Below are 20,716 nucleotides of genomic sequence, written 5' to 3' on the forward strand. Positions count from 1 at the left end.
ACAAAACCCCCTGCTTCATCAGCCAAGCAAGGGGAGAACATCCGCAAATATACCCGAATAAGCCGGTTTTGGCAAAGCTCTTTACACCACTACGCCAACCCGGTCACCCTGGCCGCCTCCTCATAGGTGGTCACCCCTTCTTTTACTTTCACCCAGGCATCTTCTTTCAGGGTGGTCATTCCTTCTTTGATTGCCTGGGCTCTGATCTCATTCTCCGACACTCCGGTACAGATCATCCGGTTGATGGTGTCGGACACCGGAAAAATCTCAAAAACCCCGCACCGGCCGAGATAACCGGTACCCCGGCAATGAATACACCCTTTACCCCGCTGCAGTTCAATATCCCCCTGCCCTTCAGCCGGAAAACCGAAGCTGCGCAGAATATCACCGGAGACCTTATACTTCTCCCGACAATGCGGGCAGATTCGCCGGACCAGCCGCTGGGCCATGGCCCCCAGCAATGTCGAGCCGATCAGGAACTCCTGGGCGCCAAGGTCCTTCAAGCGGCTGATCGAGGAAACCGCATCATTGGTGTGCAGGGTGGAAAAAACCAGATGCCCGGTCAACGCCGCCTGAATGGCGTTGACCGCCGTATCCAGGTCGCGGATCTCGCCGATCATGATAATGTCCGGGTCCTGGCGCAGGATGTTTCTTAAAATCGTTGAAAACGTTACCTCGATCTGGGCCTGGACCGCGATCTGATTAAACTCCTCACAGACCATCTCGACCGGGTCTTCAACGGTGATCACATTATTTTCCGCCGAAGACACCTGTTTGAGCGTTGAATAAAGAGTCGTCGATTTACCGCTCCCCGTTGGCCCGGTAACCAGCACGATCCCGTGCGGGGCGGTCATGAACTCCTGATAGACGGCCAGGTCTCTTTCCGAAAAGCCGATGGACGACAAATCCTGAAACATAATATCGGGGTCCAGAATCCTCATGACCGCCTTCTCGCCAAAGGCAACAGGGATGGTAGAGACCCGAATCTCCGCCTCCTTTCCTTCATGATCGATCTTGATCCGGCCGTCCTGGGGACGTCTTTTTTCGGCTATATCAAGCCTTGACAGGGTCTTGATCCGAGAGACAATTGCGGAATGCACCGCTTTCGGCAGGCTGTAAATAGTATGGAGGATCCCGTCAATCCTTAACCTGACATTGCTCTTGTCCCGCTTGGGCTCAATATGGATATCACTCGCCCGCTGGTCAAAGGCGTAGGTGAAAAGATGATCAACTGCGCTGGTGATATGGTGATCGGAGGAGTTGATCTCCCCGCCGCGTTCGATTTTCACGAACTGTTCAAGATTGCCAAGATCGATGGTCGGCTTGGCCAGATGATCTTCCGCAGCGGAAATTGATGACTGAAAACCGAAGAATTCGGCCAGCATCCGACTGATATCGCTCCGCGTGCTCAGGTAAGGTCTTACGGTTATCTTGTAGACCCGTTCAATTTCAGCAAGAGTCTCACGCTTGGCCGGATCATAAACAGCCACCTCATGCACACCATCCTTGATCGCAAAGGGCAAGAGGAGGTGTTTCAACGCATAATTCTTCGGAAAGGTCTTGGTGACGATATCAAGATTCAGTTCAAGCGGATCGAGCTTCTTGAAGGGCATGTTCATATCTGCCGCCACTGCCCGGATGATCAGCTCCTCGGTCAGTGGTTGAGGATTTTCACCGGGGATCTGCAGGTTCAGCGAGACAATCACCTCAACCAGATCCGGTTCCCGAACCTTGCCGAGACCTTTTTTTGCCTTGCGTCGTTCACGCAATAAAAGCTGCTTCTGATGGGGAAGTTTCTTTTCCAGCATTTCTCTCTGTTCTGCAGAAATCAGCTGATCCGCCTCAAGGAGGGAGAAAAGGTATGATGTGTCGTTCATCTTGCCCATAGTCATACTATACAGACCAATCGTCTAAACTGCCGCTCAAAAAAATCATCCGGTCTGATCAGTCGGATCAGACCGGATAGCACTACGAAAATTATCAATATTTGCCCGGAACAATATCTGTCGTTTTAACTCCAATCCATACCAATCGGCAGACCACGGCCCTCACATTCATCTTCTTTTTGACCCACGAGCCTCTGATAGATTATTCCTTTACCTGTTTGATCTTGCCGATCATTGAGATCACATTATCGGTCCCGTCTTTCAAAACATATCCCACCGGCATATTTTTGGCAAAATATCCACTGCCGATCTGCTTGCCGTCCAGGGAGTAGAATTTAGTCCCAGACTCGTAACGGAAATCCATATCATCAATCACGATTCTGTTTTTGTCCATCATCAAAATGGTGCCCCGCCGCTCGAATTTTTCCGGATCAATCTTTGTCCCGCTCCATCCTGAAGTCACAGAAACAAGGATCATAACAGTCAAGACCAAAATCAACGCGGGAGCCTGAAGGATTAATCTATTCACTCTCATTATTCCGCCTCATAAACAAATAATTGATAATCAGGAGAGGATGGGGATGCCGTGGATCACCAGACCAGAGGCACCTCCCATCCATATTCCATTGACCGAAAACTCTCACAGTTAGAACTTCTTCCAATAAGTAAGCCCCCGCCCCTCACCTTTCTCGGTCATCATCATAATACTCCCGGTCGAGGAACTGAAATATTTTTTCTCGGTTTTCCCGGCTGCATTATCGCTCTCGACAAGAATGGCCGGCGCCTGCAACCTGCCCTCAAACTTCAATCCGGTCGGAGGCACTGTCCCGGGACCGGCAACCGTGATTAAGTCTGAGGCATCGATCTTCCCGTCATTATTAATATCAAATATCACCTCCGGCATCCTACCGCCGGAACAGGAGTTCAGTTCATGGACAATCGAGTATCCACCGCCACTGCACGGGAGTCTCTGCGGGACAAAGGAAATAGCAATCGTCTTCGAATCCCGGACCACAAAATCGGTGATATTTCTCTCAGCCGGTTCATCATCAAGCGGATCCGCCACAACATTTACCCCTCCTATCGGCAGATCAAAGTACCAGCCGGCATGGATTATATCTTCACCATTGTCGACAATGCCGTCACCATCACTGTCTTCGCCATCACTATCGTAGGGAAGAGAGTTGCTGGGATTTATCGGAATCCCAGGATTCGGCAGATTAGCCGGATCAGGCACATCCGGATCAGGATTTCTGTCAGGATCAACCGCAGACCACAGGTGTATTTTGTTGTCGGTGACCACCCGCAGCCAATTGGCCCCCAGAGTACCCTCCCATTCAGCGGTCTGTTGCAGCAGAGTCACATTGGCAGGCTGATTAGAAAGGGTCACTCCATTCCAGTAACCAAGATATTCACTGTCATCGCTGTCATCTCCATAATCCCAGATACCGTAGAGCGTCTCCTGCTCGGTTGTCTTCAAATCAGCATCGGCAAAATATTTTCCGGTCCCGAACAGTATCATATAGCCCGGATTCTGGTTCCCAGTAAAATCCTTGCACGCCCTGATAACCTCCGGCTGGGTGGTAATCGGCCGATAATTTTTGGCGGTCATCACCGGTGCCGGGTAGCCAAAACTATCTTTGTAGGCAACTTCCCAATCTGCCGGGTTAGAACTGCTCATATCAAACTTCCAGAGATTGCCGCGCAGGTCACCGGCATAGACATAGTCAAGCAGGAAATCGTTGTTCGCGTCAATCGGCACCGGGGTGGACATCCCGTTGCAACCGGCCCGCAAGGTATCAAATCTCGCGATCTCTGTGCCGGTCACCGGATCAAGAATGTAGAAAACCGCCTTTTCATCAAAACTCTGATAGCCATTGCCGAAGATCACCACATAACCTTCATAAGGAGTCCCTGGGTTCAGGGCATACGGATTGCTCACATAGGAAAAGGAATTATCATCCCAGACCAGGGCAACGGCAGAGGTTTTGACCAGAAACGCCTTACTGAACGTGTAGCCCATGTCCGGGTCATACGCAGGCGGGAACTCCCACATCACCCTGCTTGCCAATTCGGCCTCGGTGGTAATGGCTGTCGGATTAGTCACATCCAGAGCATAGATCCCTTTTCCACCCTTGCTGAGACCACCTACCAGCATTGTCTTCTTTTCCCCGATGTTAGATACCAGCTCCTTCACATAGGGTTCAAGATCGACAAAATATTTATGGCTGTATGTCGTGCTGGCAAGGCTTGCGAGATTCTCATAGACAAAGCTCGGCACATAGCAGAAGAGTTCAATACCGGTATCCGCATCAAAAGCATGAAGCATCCCGTCATTGGCTCCCGCATACAGCACTCCTTCATTAAATACCGCACTCGAATTGACAAAGTCACCAAGGGCAAAGATCCGATTCCGCAACGGCCCGCCATTATCCTTCTCTCTTAAATCATCCCCGCGAAGATAATCAACCATCTCCGGGCCGGTCACTCCGCCACCGCTCAACAGGGTCTGCTGGGTTGCATTCAGGGAGCTATAACGGAATGGGACACCGCTTGTGCCATCGAAGGTGGCAATAACCCGGTTTGCTGCCCCGGAACCGTCAAGAAAAGTCTGCAGCTCCAGATTGGCCGACCAGGCAATCGGATCGGTGATGACCAGGCCAGTGGTAGGATTAATATTATAAGCCTTCACATCGCCTCCCCAGCCGTCGGAGGTATAACTGGTCTGATACATCTTGACTGCGGTCCCGACCTTCTCGAACAGCTCATCACCATTCACCGAAACCGATGCGGACGAACCGACCCTGTTGGAGACACTTGCCAGGATATTAAGCATCGCCTCAACCATCTCGTCGGAGTTGCCGGCGCTGAAGAACAATCCCCTGCCGTTGACACTTGCGTGCCAGAGGTCATCAATCTTCTCCGGGTCCCCGGCAGTCGGATTGGGCCAGGTCGGATATGGACCATTCAAGACATCATAGTCTTCAGGGATCAGGGTGCCGAAAACACCGAATGAAACACCGTAGGTGACCATATGCTGCTGGCTGGAAGGGTCATACACATTGGTTGGCACCTGATCAGGGAGAGTAGTGTTCAGATCCCTCTTGTAATAATGCATGGCCACATCGGCCAAAGTGTTGCTGTACCCGTCCTGGAAGGGTACTCCCAGGCCGCCGTCGGCATTGCCGACGCTCGGGCTCGGGGTTCCGCCGTTGTAATAACCGTCGGTCATGGCAATGGCGAAAGCCTGCTGACAAGCGCCGCCGTCAGCTTCCGCAGCCCACGGATTTGATGCGCCGAAGCCACCGTTAGCCGCACCATCGGTCTGGTCAAAGTACTCGCCAACATCCTGCAATCCCAAACGCAATGGAGTTCCCACGCTAGCTCCCACGTAGTCATAAAGAAGATCCAACAAAACCTGCGTGTCATCCAGTGCCCCAACCTTCACCGGTAGCGGCACCTGTGGACCGATCTGGTTGTTGATCCCCTTCAGGCCGATATAGACGCCGTTCATCTGGTTGATAACCTTGGCCAGCGAAGCGAGAGAAACCAGTTCGCGCCGGCGGTAGAACGAATACCAGTTGGCAAAACGCTGAATCTCCTGTGTATACGCCGCAGCATCGGTCGGCTTCCAGAAGGTGATCACGGTCACCGGCAGGGAAGCGGCCGGAACTGGAATCAACTCACCAATTTCAACCCGGTTGTCCCCGTCATCGTCAAAACGATAGTATGTTATCGGACTGGTCAGATTGACCAGATATATCTTTTCGTCTCCGGCATCCCAATTGCCGTCGCCATTGACATCAGTCCAGACTCCGTCATCGTCGACATCGTCAAAGGTATAATAATGGGCCCGCTTGATCGATACCCCGACCGCCGCCGCCCCCAGATACTCGTTATTGATATTAAAGGTCGGGGCTGCATGGTTCGGGTGAGACCTTGGGGTGGTCGTATTGGCGTCGGAAAAGTTGGGCCACGGCGAGTAATCGATCGACGGCTCCGGATCGTAATAGATCTTGTTGTAGCCGCTCCACTGGGACTTGAAGTAAGCCCGGTTGGTGTCATTGATCACCCCCGTATAAAGGTTGTCGCCGGGGTTGTCGAATACATAGTAATACCCGTTAAAAAGACCATTGTTTTCGCGGGTGACAAATTCCCAGTCCATACTCCCGGAATCATCGAGAACAAAGATAATATTCGCCGGGGCCGGGGTGAGTTGGGCATCCAGAGGAATATCGGAAATATCCGAGGCGGGGCAGATAACAATCTCACAGGCGTCACCGACGCCGTTCAGGTCACTATCCGTCTGAGCTGTATTGGCAACTGTCGGACAGTTATCAACATCGCCACAGACACCGTCTGAATCTATATCATTCAGAACATCCCCATCGCAGACGTCGCAGGCGGCGCCCAGGCCGTCTCCATCAGCGTCGGTCTGCGCGGGGTTGGCAGCATTGGGGCAATTGTCCACATCTGCACAGATCCCATCGCCATCCACATCATCAGCAGCATCGTTCGGACAAGTATCACAAGCGTCACCGGCGCCGTCGGCGTCAGCATCGGCCTGGCCGGCATTGGCGATGTTCAAACAGTTATCAACACCGTCACAGATTCCATCCCCATCAACATCGCCGGCACAGGGTGTGCAGACATCACCCGTCCCATCACCATCGGTATCGAGCTGGTCCAGGTTTGCATCACCGGGACAGTTGTCACAGAGATCTCCGATCGTATCTCCATCACTGTCGTTCTGGGCTGGATTGACCGTCGTCGGGCAGTTGTCACAGGCATCGCCGAAAGAATCTCCGGGGCCGTCCGCATTAGCCTGGTCCGCATTGATCACATTGACACAGTTATCACAGGCATCACCAAACCCGTCACCATCGGTGTCGAGCTGAGTAATATTGCTGACGGCTGGGCAGTTGTCACAGGCGTCTCCGACCCCGTCACCATCGGTATCGGTCGGGTCACTGCAAGGGGAAACGAATTTCACCGCATCGGCGCTGACCTTTTTACTGCTATCCCTTAATTCCAGGGTCACTCTTTCCCTACTGTCTCCGGTGAAATCACAGGTGCCGAGATAGATCCACTGGTCGCCGTCAAAACGCTGGTCAACAGTGACCCTAACATCCTCGTTACTGTTCCGGAAACTTGATGGATAAGCGCTGGTTTTGGCGGTACAGGTGCCGTTTCTGGTCTCAATGGTATATCTGGCACCGGCATCGTAACCTGCATTCGCCACCCAGCGAACGTAAACATCCCATGTCCCGGCCGCAAAATACCCACCGGGATCACCAATCGGGTACCAGCGTGATTCACCGGGTGAACTATGGTTTGACACGTAATGGGAACCGCCATACCCCTTTGTTCCATCAAGGGTCCAGCGGGTCGGTTCCTCCTGGTAAAACCCCCACTCACTCCGGTTGTTCCGGTTGCCGTCGGTATTGTCGATAATAATCTCGACAGCAGACGCCTGCCCGGCCAGCAGCAGCAGAAGAAACGGCAGCAAGAGCCCGCAGCGGATGATGGCCGACCTAAAAGTTCTTACTGATTTCTGTACAACACTTTTCACTGACATAAGATCTCCCTCCTGCTTAATACCGCGTCCGGTAGCCAATTGACACTTCCGTCTCTCCGTTGATATTCGTCACACGACCCCGGAGATTATACTCGTAAACCCTACTGGCCGACATGTCGAGGGAACCGCCGGGAGACCCGTTATTGACCATCATATAATCAAAAACGTCTGTCGCCTGATTCGGATTCCCGTTTTCCCAAGCCAGAGAGTTGGGCCAGAGTATCTGGGCCGGAACAGGGCCGCCGGGGAGAAATGGAAATCCCCAATCAGCATTCAGCCAGCCATGAAATTCGCTGCCGTCCGTTTCTCCCTCAGCCCATTCACTAGGATTCGTGCCAGGAGGTCGGGCTGGCAGAACGGCCTTTCTCATCAGCCTGTCCGGGGCAGTCACCCCGTTAAAAGCCGCCAAAAGCGGATTCTTTAGAAGCTCAGCAGCGTTGTCACGCACATTTTCAAGATCGACTGCCGCCTGACTTATTAATGCCTCTGAGATGTACAGATTCCGGTCATTGGTCTGCTTGTTTTTGCTGATCTTGATCTCGGTGGTACTGCTCCGGTTACCACCGATGATGACAATGGCCAGCAGCATGACCATCAGCAGGGCAACAACGATGATTGAGCCACCCTCGTCGGCCGCAATTCTTATCCAGAACGATTTTTTAGTCTTCATCCTTAATAACCCCCGTTACACCTATTCTTCGCTGGACCCCTTTTTCCGACCAGGTAACGACCACCCGGGTCGTCGTACTGTTCGGCCCGGGTTGCCCGGGAGCATTGTTCCATAAAACGGTAAACGCCGTATTTCTTCCCTGTGGCGGGTCATTCCAATCAGCAGTCGCAGGCATGAAATCAAACAGACCGAAGGGGCTGCCACCTGCGGCATCGCCATCGGTGTCTGCAAGATCTCCTCCCGCCACCGCTGCGGTGTCATAGTTCTGACTCATCAGGTCCTCCAGCTTGCTGTTGGCGAGAAATGTCGCCTCCGACAACCGGCTGGAAAAAGCGTTGCTGTTCACCGAGGACATCAGCAGCGCCAGGACCCCCATCAGCCCCAGGGCAAAGACCGAAACACCCATCAAGATCTCAATTATGGAAAAACCCTTGTCAGATAACTTCATCTCTGTCTCTCACTGGTAAATGATCATCCTTAGGAATTGTTGCGGCACTTGACCTCCATGGTCAGACAACGCCGGTGGAACCTGTCATTCTTCGGGTATCCGGGAAAAAGTATCCCTTGAATATTGCCATACGTTTCATCGTGGCTGTAGGTCGGGTCCTGATCACCCACTCTCACCACCAGCGCGATCTGCACCGAGCGGATACTTTCAGGATTAGCGACCGGCGGGGGGAGAACATTCCGGGCATCGTCCAGATAGACCAAATCGAGCACCTCAAGGTTCTCAATCAGCGTATCGGTAGTCGCAAGAGCACCGGGTATCGATTCTGTCCGCCGCAGGTCAAATATACCGGGACCAGTGGGAGCAATTGCATAGTTGATGGTTCGAATACTTACCGGCCTGCCTAAATCCCTTATATCCCCCCGGAAGGAGAAACCTGTGGCACTAGTGTTGTTGAACCGTATCGTCGGGTCTCCCGTCGCAACCTGCACCTGTTGCGGATTGTACCCGGCCAAGCGAATATCATCGACCATTCTGTCCAGCACGATACGCATACTCTGGTTCAGGGCAATAACATCCTCCTGAGTCTCATTGGCCACTACCATGCCGACATAGCCCCGGTAGATTCCGACCATCGCCAAACTGGCGATAACCAAAGCCACCATCAACTCGATAAGTGTGAAACCTCGCTCCAGCTTTCTGCTCATCATGTCTCTACCCCTGATCATTCGCAAAATAGTCATCGAAATCATCTGGTCTCCCAGGTCCCGGTTGAAGTGCGCCAACGCTCGACCCTCACCCTGCCGGTACTGGTACTCACCACCATTGCCAGAGGCGGGGCCTTCATAACCCGCACATCATCCGACGAAGGGGCATAAATGTATATGGTGCCGCCATTATTGCTGGTGCCGTCAGGCAGAAAGGCCAACCAGTTGACACCGGGAGCAATAGCCACTCCATCATCATCGGTATCGCCGTTTTCAAAATCAATTCCCCCTCCACCGGGCTTTATCAGAGGCCCGCCTGTCGCGTTCACATCGTAGAACTGCACTTCATCGGCAAACGCCACCGCCTTTAACAGACAGTCCCCTACCTCCGCCTCATCACAGATTCCGTTGCCGTTGGCATCATCAGCAGCAAGAACCCAGGCTTCATAATTGCCGTTATTATTTTTATCGGTCCAGATTCCGTACCCGTCATCCATGGTCCCGTCACCGTCCAGATCAACCCGGTCAGCAACAACCGGGTCGTCATCAAGGAAAAAATCAACCCGCACATTACGGTTGCGGCTTACCGCCTCGGAACGGGCAAAATTCATATCTCCCCGCAGATTGAAGGCCACACTCTTGACCTTGCTGGCCTGGGAGTCAAACGAAACCCTGACCATGGCCGCCAGGATTCCGATGATTGCAATGACGATCATCAACTCTATAATTGTAAAGCCGCGCTCTCTTTTCAGCCAAGATGATTTACTGGATAATGTCCGCATAAATTAACCTGTTCAGTTGTTTGAAAATCATAAATTGCCGATACGAGCTCACAGTATATCAAAACGTGAACCGACAACCAACTTTTGATCCGGTGACAGTATTCAGCAATAATTATACCAAAAAACACCTGGAGGCCACTTAAACAGGCTGCAACAATATCCCTGCCACCTGTATCCCCCTCCACATGGGCGATTTGACAGTCCCTTTCTCACGTGTTGGAATATTTGTCCATTCCCGAGAACGCCCTTCTGCAAAAAAGAACACGCTGGATTGTTAATTTTTTTTACACAAATCTCCGGTAAAACTATAAACTTTTTTAACAATCCTGTTTACTATGAAGATTCCCCCCTGCCAGGAAGACATACAAAATATTATTTACCGTCAGCCTCCTTCCCCGCCCTGCTTATTCACCAAGTCTTACCCGAAACATTCAGGATCAGGATAAATATATTGCCCCGGTTTCAGCTGATATGATATCATCAAGACTCATTGCTACGATTGAAAATAGTGACAATAAGAACTATTTAATCTGAAGCACTACTTTTGAGGATAAAAACAATGAAGAGACTCTTTAACTCATCAGGCTTCAATTTACTGGAACTCATGATAGTTCTCGCCATTGTGGGTATACTTGCAGCAGTTGCCACCCCTGCCTATGTCAGCCATGTTTACAAAACCAGGGAAACCATCGCCCACCAGTACATCCTTGACGTCCAGGCCGCCCAGGAAAAATTCTATGCACTGAATGACAGATACTCAGCCAACGTAGCCGGCCTTACCAGCCACTTGAGTTTTGATACCGCCGACACCCAGTTTTATGTGCTTACCATGATAGCAGCCAGCACAAATACCTATACCGCCCAGGTTGCCGCCGATATCAATCAGGACGGTGTCTACAGTAACTGTACGAGAATCCTGCCTCCGCCCGCTCAACCCGTTCCCGAAATAGCTGCCGGCTCCTGCGCAGACAAAAACGAGGGCTTCAAGATATCGCTTATCGCAGGGTTGTTTTAATTAAAACTCCCCGCTGGCGGCGGGTCGCGGGAAATCTCTCCGTGTAGGAGGTTGTTTTTTTCAGGTTTAAGCCGGTATTTCACCGGCTTGATTCTAACCTCTAGCCCTGCAAAAACGGAACCGATAATTCCTCTGGAAGGGAGTCTAGCATATTCAAGGCTCCTTTTTTAGAGAACCGCAGATACTCTTCACCTGCACACTTTCATGTAATTTCAAGTTCCAAAAATCTCTTTTCCTTATTATAGTGATGTGCTTATAGATGCACGCCTGTCCGCTGCCCGGCCAGCTACTGCTTTCTCCTTAAATTTCAAGCTCATACGAACCAGAGGACATCTCTATGCTCGCCCGTATCCAGGTAGGACTGAAACCAGCCATTACCGATTCCTTCGGCATCGCCACCGGCCGCAAGATCAGGACCGATCTCCAGCTGCCGGTCGAAGAGGTGCGGACCATCAAGGTCTTCACCGTTGAGGCTGATATCACCGAGGAGCAGCTGCAGGAAGCGGCCGCCGGCCCCTTCTGCGATCCGGTGACCCAGGAATGGTCCCTTGGCCCGTTGGCGCTGGACTGGAACCTCGATTTCGACTGGCTGATCGAGGTCGGTTTTCGCCCCGGGGTCACCGACAACGAAGGGCGGACCTCCTCCCAGGCCCTGGAGCTGATGATCGGCCGCAAACTTTCCCGCAATGAGGCGGTCTACACCTCGGTGCAGTACCTGATGTCAGGCGCCATCTCCCGGCAGGACGCCGAGAATATCGCCAAAAAACTTCTGGCGAACGAACTGATCCAGCGTTTCACGGTCATGGACCGGGCCGAGTTCAAGGCCGCCGGCGGCATCAAGCCCTTTGCGGCCAAAGTTGTGAGCGAGGGCTCGGTGCGGATGAACGAGATCGATCTGAACGTCTCCGATGCGGAACTGGTCCGGATCAGCAAGGACGGGGTACTCGCCCTGACCCTGGATGAAATGAAGCTGATCCGCGATTACGTGACCAACCCGGCCACCCTGGCCTGGAGAAAGTCCCTCGGGCTTTCCGAAAAGGTGACCGATGTGGAGCTCGAAGTCCTCGCCCAGACCTGGTCTGAGCACTGCAAGCATAAGATATTCTCCGGCGACATCGACTACGAGAACACAGTCGACAAGACCCGCCGCACGGTCCACTCCCTTTTCGACACCTATATCCGCACCCCCACCAAAGAGATCCGGGAAAAGATGGGCGCGAACGACTGGTGTCTGTCGGTCTTCAAGGACAACGCCGGGGTCATCAAATTCAACGACGACTGGAGCGTGGTCTTCAAGGCGGAGACCCACAACAGCCCGTCGGCCCTCGACCCGTACGGCGGAGCGCTTACCGGCATTGTCGGGGTCAATCGCGATCCGTTCGGCACCGGGATGGGCGCGAAACTGATCTGCAACACCAACGTCTTCTGCTTCGCCACCCCGTTCTACGACAAGCCGATTCCCGCCCGGCTCCTGCATCCGAAACGAATCCAGGAGGGAGTGCGGGAAGGAGTGGAACACGGCGGCAACAAGAGCGGGATCCCGACGGTCAACGGCTCGCTGGTCTTTGACGACCGTTATGCCGGAAAGCCCCTGGTTTTCTGCGGCACCGTCGGCCTGATGCCGGCGAAGATGCACGGCAAGCCTTCCGAAGACAAAAAGGCGCTGCCCGGCGACCACATCGTGATGACCGGTGGCCGGATCGGCAAGGACGGCATCCACGGCGCGACCTTCTCCTCCGAAGAGCTGAACGAGAATTCCCCGGCCACCGCGGTCCAGATCGGCGACCCGATCACCCAGAAAAAGATGTTCGACTGCCTTTTGAAGGCGCGTGATCGCGGGCTTTACAACTGCATGACCGACAACGGTGCGGGCGGCCTTTCCTCCTCGGTGGGCGAGATGGCCCAGGATTCCGGCGGCTTCGAACTGCATCTCGACCGCGCCCCGTTGAAATACGCGGGTCTCCAGCCCTGGGAGATCTTCATCTCCGAGGCCCAGGAGCGGATGACCCTGGCGGTGCCTCCCGCGAAGCTCGCCGAGTTCATGGCCCTCTGCGAGAAGATGGACGTTGAGGCCACGGTCCTCGGCACCTTCACCGATTCCGGCAAGTTTCATGTCCTCTACGACGGCAAAACCGTCGCCTGCATGGACATGGAGTTTGTTCACAAGGGACTGCCGCCCATGCAGATGGTGGCCCGCTGGGAAGAGAAAAAACATCCCGAGCCCGCTCTGCCGGCCGACCTGAATCTCGGCAGCGAACTGAAAAAACTTCTCGGCCGCCTGAACATCTGCAGCAAGGAGTACGTGGTCCGCCAGTACGACCACGAGGTCCAGGGCGGCAGCGTGGTGAAACCTCTTACCGGCGCCGAAAATGACGGCCCGAGCGACGCGGCGGTCATCCGGCCGCTCCTTGACTCTTTTGAAGGGCTGGTCATCGCCCACGGCATCTGCCCGCGCTATTCCGATATCGACAGCTACCATATGGTGGCCTGCGCCATGGACGAGGCGGTGCGCAACGCAGTATCGGTCGGCGCCTCCCTCGACAAGATGGCCGGGCTCGACAACTTCTGCTGGTGCGACCCGATCCTCTCCGAAAAGACCCCGGACGGCCCCTACAAACTGGCCCAGCTGGTTCGGGCCAACGAGGCCCTCGCCACCTATGCCGAAACTTACGGGGTCCCGTGCATCTCCGGCAAGGACAGCATGAAGAATGATTATCTGGTGGGCGAGACCAAGATCTCGATCCCGCCGACCTTGCTCTTCTCGGTGGTCGCCAAGATCAACGATGTGCGAAAAGCCGTGACCATGGACGCCAAGAAAGCGGGCGACCTGGTCTATCTGCTGGGCACCACCTACCCGGAACTGGGCGGCTCCGAATACGCAGCCCAACTCGGGGCCATCGGCAACCGGGTCCCGAAGGTGAACGGCGGGGAAGCGATTGCCAGATACCGCGCCTTAAGCGCCGCCATCGCCGACCGCCTGGTCGCCTCCTGCCACGACTGTTCCGACGGCGGCCTGGGCGTTGCCCTGGCCGAAACCGCCTTCGCCGGCAACCTCGGCATGCGCATCGATCTGCGGGAAACGGCACGTGAGGAGATCGAGCGTGACGACATCCTGCTCTTCTCCGAATCCCAGAGCCGTCTGCTGGTGACGGTCTCGCCGGAAAATGCGGACGCCTTCGAGATCGCCATGGCCTTGAGCGGCTTTCGGAAGATCGGTACGGTCACCGCCGAGCCGGTTCTTTCCATCAAGGGACTGAGCGGGGATATCGTCCTCGACGAGCCCCTGGCCGACCTGAAAAAAGCGTGGCAGCAGACCCTGGATTTCTGATCCATCTCACATGGAAACTCTGCAGATCCGAGACATCAAGGACAACCAGACGGTTGACGGGACTTATCTGGTCCGGGAGATGACGAGGGGCGAAACCCGGACCGGCAATCCGTTTCTCTCCCTGACGGTGATGGATTCCTCCGGCGAGATCGGCGGCCGGGTCTGGGAGAATGCCGAGCGCCTTGCCGAACAATGCCCGGCCGGATCGTTTATCCGGCTGAAAGCCCTGGCCCAGTCATACAAAGGGACCCTGCAGCTCCGGATCGACCATCTGGAACAAATCGAAGTCCCGGAAAAGGAACTGGGACGGTTTCTGCCCTCGACCCCGGGCGACATCGATGTGATGGGGGCGGAGCTGATCCGGCTCGCCAAAGGGATCGAGGACCAGGATTACAGAAACCTGGCCATGGCCTTTCTCGGCGACAGCAAGATCCTGAAATCATTAAAGAAAGCCCCGGCCGCGAAGGCCATGCATCACGCCTATTTCGGCGGTCTTCTGGAGCACACCTTAGGAGTTGCGCGGCTTGCGAAAAATGTCGCCGAACTCTACCCGGCGATCGACCGCTCGCTGCTCTTGACCGGAGCCATCCTTCACGATATCGGCAAGCTCATCGAGTTCAGCTACGATACCTTTCCCTACGACTATTCCGACCAGGGGCGCCTGGTCGGGCACATGGTTCTCGGGATCGAAATGCTCCAGGAGAAAGGCCGGGCCCTGCCGCACTTCCCCGGTGAAAAGATGACCCACCTGAAGCACCTGATCCTCTCCCATCACGGCCGCCACGAATTCGGCTCCCCGTCCCTGCCCATGATGCTGGAGGCCTTTGTCTTAAACTTTCTCGACGATCTGGACGCGAAGATCAACTATATCCGGGATCTGGGCAGGAAAACCGGCGGGGAAGGCTATCGCTGGACCGATTACCAGCGCAACCTGGAACGGTTTCTCTACGTCCAGGGTGAACAGAACGATGATGTCGATAACGGAAACGGGCGGCAAAATCAGGCGGAAAACGAAATTGACCCACGGCAGAGAAATCTATGGCTGAAATAGCAAACGCCAATCTCACCATCTCTTCGGTTCTCGGACAGGAAAAGGCCAAGAAAATGCTGCGCCGGGCGGTGACCGGCAACCGCCTGAGCCACGCCTATCTGTTCCGGGGTCCGGCAGGGGTCGGCAAGCGGACTCTGGGCCGGGCCTTCGCCAGATACCTGAACTGTCTTTCCCCCACCGATACCCAGGACGCCTGCTGCAGCTGCGCTTCCTGCCATAAGTTCGCCAGCGGCAGCCATCCCGACCTGATGGTGATTGAACCGGTCGGAGTATCAATCAAAATTGAACAGATCAGGGAGCTCAAGCACGCACTTTCCTTTCCTCCCTACGAAGCGGGAGTCCGGGTGGTTATCCTGACCGAAGTCCACACCATGCGCCGGGAGGCGGCGAACAGCCTTTTGAAAATCCTCGAAGAGCCCCCGCCCGGGAACCTCCTGATCCTGACCGGCAATGAAGCGGGCGATATCCTGCCCACCATCTCCTCCCGCTGTCAGGCGGTCCCTTTCGTCGGCCTGTCGACCGGTCTGATTGAGGAAACCCTGGTGGCCGACGGAATCGACCGAGACACCGCCCGCACCCTCGCCGCGATGACCGGCAACAGTCTCGGTCAGGCCAGGCTCCTGGCCGGGCAGGGGTTGCTCGAGATCCGCCGGACCCTGATCGAGAAATTGCTGGCGACCTCCCCCGGAAAGCCGGAAACCGCCGAATCGGTCTTTGCCCTGGCGGAAACGACCTCTTCCCACAAGGAAGATCTGCCGGAAATTCTCGAACTCATCCGCTCCTGGCTGCGCGACCTCATCCTGCTCAGTTGCCGCGTTGAGGGCAGGATCATCAACCACGACCTCTCCTCCCTCCTTGAGCAGGCAGGCGGGCGATGGGACTACAACGACCTGCTTATCCGCCTCGATCTGATCGACAAGGCCAGGCGGCAGCTCGCCCGCAACTGCAACCGGACCCTGGTCTGTGAAGCGCTCTACTTTGGATTGCTTTAAACCCCCGCAACTGTTAATATCGCCGATTAACTTCAGTTGAATATCTCGACCGACTAGCCATTCTCATAAAGAGAGATCAGGATACATTTTGCAGAACGATCCTTCAGAAAATATTGACCCTGAAAACCAGGAAGATGAAGAGTTGATTGAGGCTGAACAGGAGCCGGACACTCTGGAATCCTACGGGGAAGACCCACCAATCGGGACCGAACAACCGGATTCATCCGCCCGGGAACCGGAACAGGAGACGCCGGATGGTGCTCCGGACCATCATTACTACATCCGATTCAGAAAGGATGATCCGGCCTATTCAGCGCTCTCCAGAATCTCCGGTCTGACCAGGGGCGACGTGGTGATGGCCCAGGCTGAGCATGGCCTTGAACCCGCCACCGTGGTCGGCCTTGGCCCGGACATGACCGGACTGCCGAAAAAAGAGACCACCAGCGCCTCCTACCTCCTGACCAGAAGGGCCAACCGGGATGAAATCAGCAAGTTCGAACGTCTGGTCGAACGGGAAGAGGAGGCCTTCGCCATCTGCAAGACCCATATCGAAAAGCATCGGCTCAATATGAAACTGATCCGGGTCGAGCGATATTTCAACGGCAGCAAAATCATTTTTTATTTTACCGCCGAAAACCGGGTGGATTTTCGGGAACTGGTCAAAGATCTGGTCCAGGAATTCAGAACCCGGGTTGAAATCCGCCAGATCGGGGTCCGGCATGAAACCAAAATGGTCGGCGGCCTTGGCTGTTGCGGCCGGGAGCTCTGCTGCTCCTCCTTTATCAAGAACTTCTCACCGGTATCGATCAAGATGGCCAAGACCCAGAACCTGCCGCTCAACCCGGCGAAGATCTCCGGAGTCTGCAACCGTCTGCTCTGCTGCCTCACCTACGAATACGATACCTACCGGAAACTGCGCAAGGGGATGCCCAAAGTCGGCAAGAACATTGTCCTGGACGACAAGGAATACAAGGTGATCAACAGTGACGTCCTTGCCGAGACCGTCACCGTCGTCATCCCCGGTCAGCCGGATCCGCCCCGGGTGGTGACCCGCAGGGAGTGGGCCGCATCCGACCCGAGACCGCAGGACTCCGCCCCGAAGGGAGACCATAAAGAAAGGGAGCAGCCGCCAAGTCAGCAACCCAGAAAAAAGGGACGCCCGGGGAAAGGACAATGGCAGAAAGGGAAAAAGAAAGAACAGCAATGAGTTACTACATCACCACCCCGATCTTTTATGTCAATGCCCAGCCCCATCTGGGCCATGCCTACACAACCATCATCGCCGACACCGCCGCCCGTTACCAGAAACTGGCCGGAGAAGAAGTCCGCTTCCAGACCGGCACCGACGAGCACGGCGATAAAATTGCCGAAGCCGCCGCCAAGGCCGGGGAAACTCCCCGCCAGTATGCGGACCGGATCAGCGACATGTTCCGTACCGCCTGGCCGCCGCTTAATATTGCCAACGACACCTTCATCCGCACCACCGATCCCGGACATATCGCAACCGTGCAGAAGATTCTGCAGCAGGTCTACGACCAGGGCGACATCTATTTCAGCGAATATTCCGGCCTCTACTGCCAGGGTTGCGAGAGATTCCTGACCGAAAAGGAACTGGTCAACGGCAACTGCCCCGATCACCTGCAGCCCCCGGCCGCCATTACCGAGCAGAACTACTTCTTCAGGATGTCGAAATACCAGGAGTGGCTGATCGACCATATCGAAAAAAATCCGGAGTTCATCCAGCCTGAACGTTACCGCAACGAAGTGCTCTCATTTTTAAAGGAGCCCCTTGAGGATCTCTGTATTTCCAGGCCGACCAGCCGGCTGACCTGGGGGATCCCGCTGCCCTTTGACGACAAGTATGTCACCTATGTCTGGTTTGATGCCCTGATCAACTACCTCACCGGCATCGGGTACCCGGACGGCGCCGATTTTACGAAACACTGGTCTGTTGCCGAACATGTGATCGCCAAGGACATCCTGAAACCCCACGCCATCTTCTGGCCGACCATGCTCCGCTCCCTTGGCCTCGCCCCATATCGGAAACTTCATGTCCACGGCTTCTGGACGGTCGATGGGGTCAAGATGTCCAAGAGTATCGGCAACGTGATCCGCCCGGCGGAGATGGTGGAGAATTTCGGCGCCGATGCCACCCGCTTTTTCCTGCTGCGGGAGATGTCTTTCGGCCTCGACGCCGATTTCAGTTACGATTCCCTGATCGGCCGGCAGAATTCCGACCTCGCCAATGATCTCGGCAACCTGTTCAGCCGCTCCCTGACCATGGTCAGAAATTTCTCCGCCGGCAAGGTCCCCGCTCCGGCGGAGATGAGTGACGGTGACCGGGAGCTGGCCGAGGCCGCCCGGGAAATGATCGTCGAATACATTGCCCAGATGGATGACTTTCTGTTCCACCGGGCCCTGCAGTCGATCTGGAAAGTGATCAGCCTGGCCAACAAGTACATCGTCAGCAACGCCCCGTGGGAACTGGCCAAAGATCCGGCGCTGAAAAACCGGCTCGACACGGTGCTCTACACCCTGCTGGAAACCCTGCGCCTGATCACCCTCACCCTGCACCCGATCATTCCCGAGACGGCAGCAAAGATGGCCGCAGCCCTCGGAGTTGAAGAAGTGCCGGACCTCGCCGCCCAGAAAGCGTGGGGTCTCATAAAAACCGGGACCGTGATTACCCCGGGTCCCGCCCTGTTCCCCCGGCTGAAGAAGGAAGACATCGTACAGCAGGAAAACAGGGAGAAAGCTCCACCAACTGCCACAAAGGGGGGAGATGACAACCAGCTCGAGTATTCCCATTTCCAGAAACTCGACCTCCGGATCGCCGAGATCATCACCGCCGAAAAAATCAAAAAATCGGACCGTCTCCTGAAGCTTACCGTAAAGGCGCCGGAACCGCGGACCATCGTTGCCGGCATCGCCGAGCATTACGACCCGGAAACCCTGATCGGCCGCCAGGTCATCATTGTCGCGAACCTCAAACCGGCCAAACTGATGGGCGTCGAGTCCCATGGCATGGTCCTGGCCGTTAAAGACGGGGACCGCCTGGTTCTTTCAGCTCCAAGCGAGCAGGTGACGCCGGGCAGCAAGGTTTCATGACCGACACGCCCACTCAATCTGAAAAAGAGGTGACCGGGTTCTTCCGCAAAACCGCCGAGCAGGCGGCAACCCTTCCGGTCAGAGTCACCACTATTCCCGCCGCTGATCACACCATCGCCGGCCTCTGCCTGATTGCCGAAGAAAGACCTCCCGCCGACCCGCAGGCAATCGCCGCCGCCATCGTTGCCGATCTTGAAAGCTGCCCCGACAGGGAACGGGCGAGCATCCCCCCCCCGCCATGCCAGGTGACGGTGGAGGAGCGGGCCCAGCTTTTCAAACTGTTCAGCAAGGACAAGGGATGAGTCGAAACGTGAATCTCAACACCAGGGCAAAAATCATCAGCATCAGCAGCGGCAAAGGCGGTGTCGGCAAGACCGGCTTTGCGGTGAACCTGGCCCTCGCCCTTGCCGCAAATGGGAAACAGGTCCTGCTGATTGATGGCGACCTCGGCCTCGCCAATGTCGATATCGTGCTGGGCCTGAATGTCCGCCACAACCTGCAGGAAACGATTCAGGACGGCAGGGACCCCTCTGAACTCCTGATCGAAATCAACCCGGGCTTTCAGGTGCTGCCGGCAAGTTCCGGGGTCCCTGAAATGGCAAACCTCTCCCCGGCAGAACAGTACTCCCTGACCAGCTCTCTCGAAAAACTGGTGAACAAGTTTGATTATGTCCTCCTTGATACCGCCGCAGGCCTTGGCGATTCGGTACTCTGGCTCAACACCTGGGCCATGCACAACATCGTGATCATGACCCCCGACCCCACCTCTTTAACCGACGCCTACGCGCTGATGAAGGTGCTGGCGACCCTCCATGAGAGAAAAAAATTTCTTCTGGTCATCAACAATGTCAAAAGCGGCCGGGAAGGAAATGAGGTTTTTGCGAATATGGCCTCGGTCCTGGAGAAATTCCTGTCGATCACCCCGTCTTTTCTTGGCAATATCCCGAGCGACAGTGCCGTGACCAGAGCGGTCCGGGAACAGCGCCCCTTTTTCCTCACCACCCCTGATTCCGGAGCCGCCGGCGCCATCGCCGGAATAGCCGGCCGCCTTGTGGAACTCCTGCCTGATTGAGCGCTATCTATTTGTAATTATTGACTTTATCAATAAAGAAGATTCCAGGTAGGGTCTCCCTAATCATAATATTTTTGAA

The 20,716-nt window shown here is 55.1% G+C and carries 14 protein-coding genes and 1 pseudogene; 8 read left to right on the top strand and 7 right to left on the bottom strand.

The features are described from left to right. Window positions 1–89: 89 nt before the first annotated feature. The 7 genes from tadA to KKG35_11765 form a co-directional block, all read right to left on the bottom strand. Window positions 90–1,886: a Flp pilus assembly complex ATPase component TadA gene (gene tadA / locus KKG35_11735; GenBank protein MBU1738797.1), complete on the bottom strand. Its 1,797-nt coding sequence runs from the start codon at window positions 1,884–1,886 to the stop codon at window positions 90–92. 202 nt (window positions 1,887–2,088) lie between these two features. Beyond that, entirely contained in the window at window positions 2,089–2,364 is a 276-nt protein-coding gene (locus KKG35_11740; GenBank protein MBU1738798.1) for a hypothetical protein, read from the bottom strand. A gap of 168 nt (window positions 2,365–2,532) precedes the next feature. Beyond that, complete coding sequence (locus KKG35_11745) at window positions 2,533–7,464, bottom strand: thrombospondin type 3 repeat-containing protein (GenBank protein MBU1738799.1); 4,932 nt, start codon at window positions 7,462–7,464, stop codon at window positions 2,533–2,535. Window positions 7,465–7,480: 16 nt separating this feature from the next. After that, a complete protein-coding gene (locus tag KKG35_11750) occupies window positions 7,481–8,134 on the bottom strand; it encodes a hypothetical protein (GenBank protein MBU1738800.1) in 654 nt (217 codons plus the stop codon). Continuing rightward, window positions 8,124–8,582, bottom strand: a complete 459-nt coding sequence (locus KKG35_11755; protein ID MBU1738801.1) for a hypothetical protein — start codon at window positions 8,580–8,582, stop codon at window positions 8,124–8,126. The genes KKG35_11750 and KKG35_11755 overlap by 11 nt, the downstream gene beginning before the upstream one ends. 29 nt (window positions 8,583–8,611) lie before the next feature. Then, on the bottom strand, window positions 8,612–9,292 hold the full coding sequence (locus KKG35_11760; protein MBU1738802.1) for a prepilin-type N-terminal cleavage/methylation domain-containing protein: 681 nt from the start codon (window positions 9,290–9,292) through the stop codon (window positions 8,612–8,614). A gap of 38 nt (window positions 9,293–9,330) precedes the next feature. Further along, window positions 9,331–10,071 carry a GspH/FimT family pseudopilin gene (locus KKG35_11765; GenBank protein ID MBU1738803.1) on the bottom strand — a complete coding sequence of 247 codons (741 nt, stop codon included), beginning with the start codon at window positions 10,069–10,071 and terminating at the stop codon, window positions 9,331–9,333. Window positions 10,072–10,630: 559 nt separating this feature from the next. On the opposite strand from KKG35_11765, the pseudogene KKG35_11770 reads away from it, so the two are divergent. The 8 genes and pseudogenes from KKG35_11770 (at window position 10,631) to KKG35_11805 (ending at window position 20,637) form a co-directional block, all read left to right on the top strand. Continuing rightward, window positions 10,631–10,729 (top strand): annotated as a pseudogene (locus KKG35_11770) (prepilin-type N-terminal cleavage/methylation domain-containing protein). A gap of 694 nt (window positions 10,730–11,423) precedes the next feature. Next, complete coding sequence (locus KKG35_11775; protein ID MBU1738804.1) at window positions 11,424–14,414, top strand: phosphoribosylformylglycinamidine synthase; 2,991 nt, start codon at window positions 11,424–11,426, stop codon at window positions 14,412–14,414. 10 nt (window positions 14,415–14,424) lie between these two features. Further along, window positions 14,425–15,465, top strand: a complete 1,041-nt coding sequence (locus KKG35_11780; GenBank protein MBU1738805.1) for an HD domain-containing protein — start codon at window positions 14,425–14,427, stop codon at window positions 15,463–15,465. Next, a complete protein-coding gene (holB, locus tag KKG35_11785; protein ID MBU1738806.1) occupies window positions 15,453–16,457 on the top strand; it encodes a DNA polymerase III subunit delta' in 1,005 nt (334 codons plus the stop codon). The genes KKG35_11780 and holB overlap by 13 nt, the downstream gene beginning before the upstream one ends. A 355-nt stretch (window positions 16,458–16,812) precedes the next feature. Beyond that, window positions 16,813–17,664, top strand: coding sequence for a hypothetical protein (locus KKG35_11790; protein MBU1738807.1), 852 nt, complete (start codon window positions 16,813–16,815; stop codon window positions 17,662–17,664). After that, the gene (metG, locus tag KKG35_11795; GenBank protein MBU1738808.1) at window positions 17,631–19,565 is read left to right on the top strand and encodes a methionine--tRNA ligase; all 1,935 of its coding nucleotides are present in this window, start codon (window positions 17,631–17,633) and stop codon (window positions 19,563–19,565) included. The genes KKG35_11790 and metG overlap by 34 nt, the downstream gene beginning before the upstream one ends. Next, complete coding sequence (locus KKG35_11800) at window positions 19,562–19,867, top strand: hypothetical protein (GenBank protein MBU1738809.1); 306 nt, start codon at window positions 19,562–19,564, stop codon at window positions 19,865–19,867. Before metG ends, KKG35_11800 begins: the two co-directional genes overlap by 4 nt. Beyond that, window positions 19,864–20,637 carry a MinD/ParA family protein gene (locus KKG35_11805; GenBank protein MBU1738810.1) on the top strand — a complete coding sequence of 258 codons (774 nt, stop codon included), beginning with the start codon at window positions 19,864–19,866 and terminating at the stop codon, window positions 20,635–20,637. The genes KKG35_11800 and KKG35_11805 overlap by 4 nt, the downstream gene beginning before the upstream one ends. Window positions 20,638–20,716 lie beyond the last annotated feature (79 nt).

The organism is Pseudomonadota bacterium (assembly GCA_018823285.1).
GTDB lineage: Bacteria > Desulfobacterota > Desulfobulbia > Desulfobulbales > JAGXFP01 > JAHJIQ01.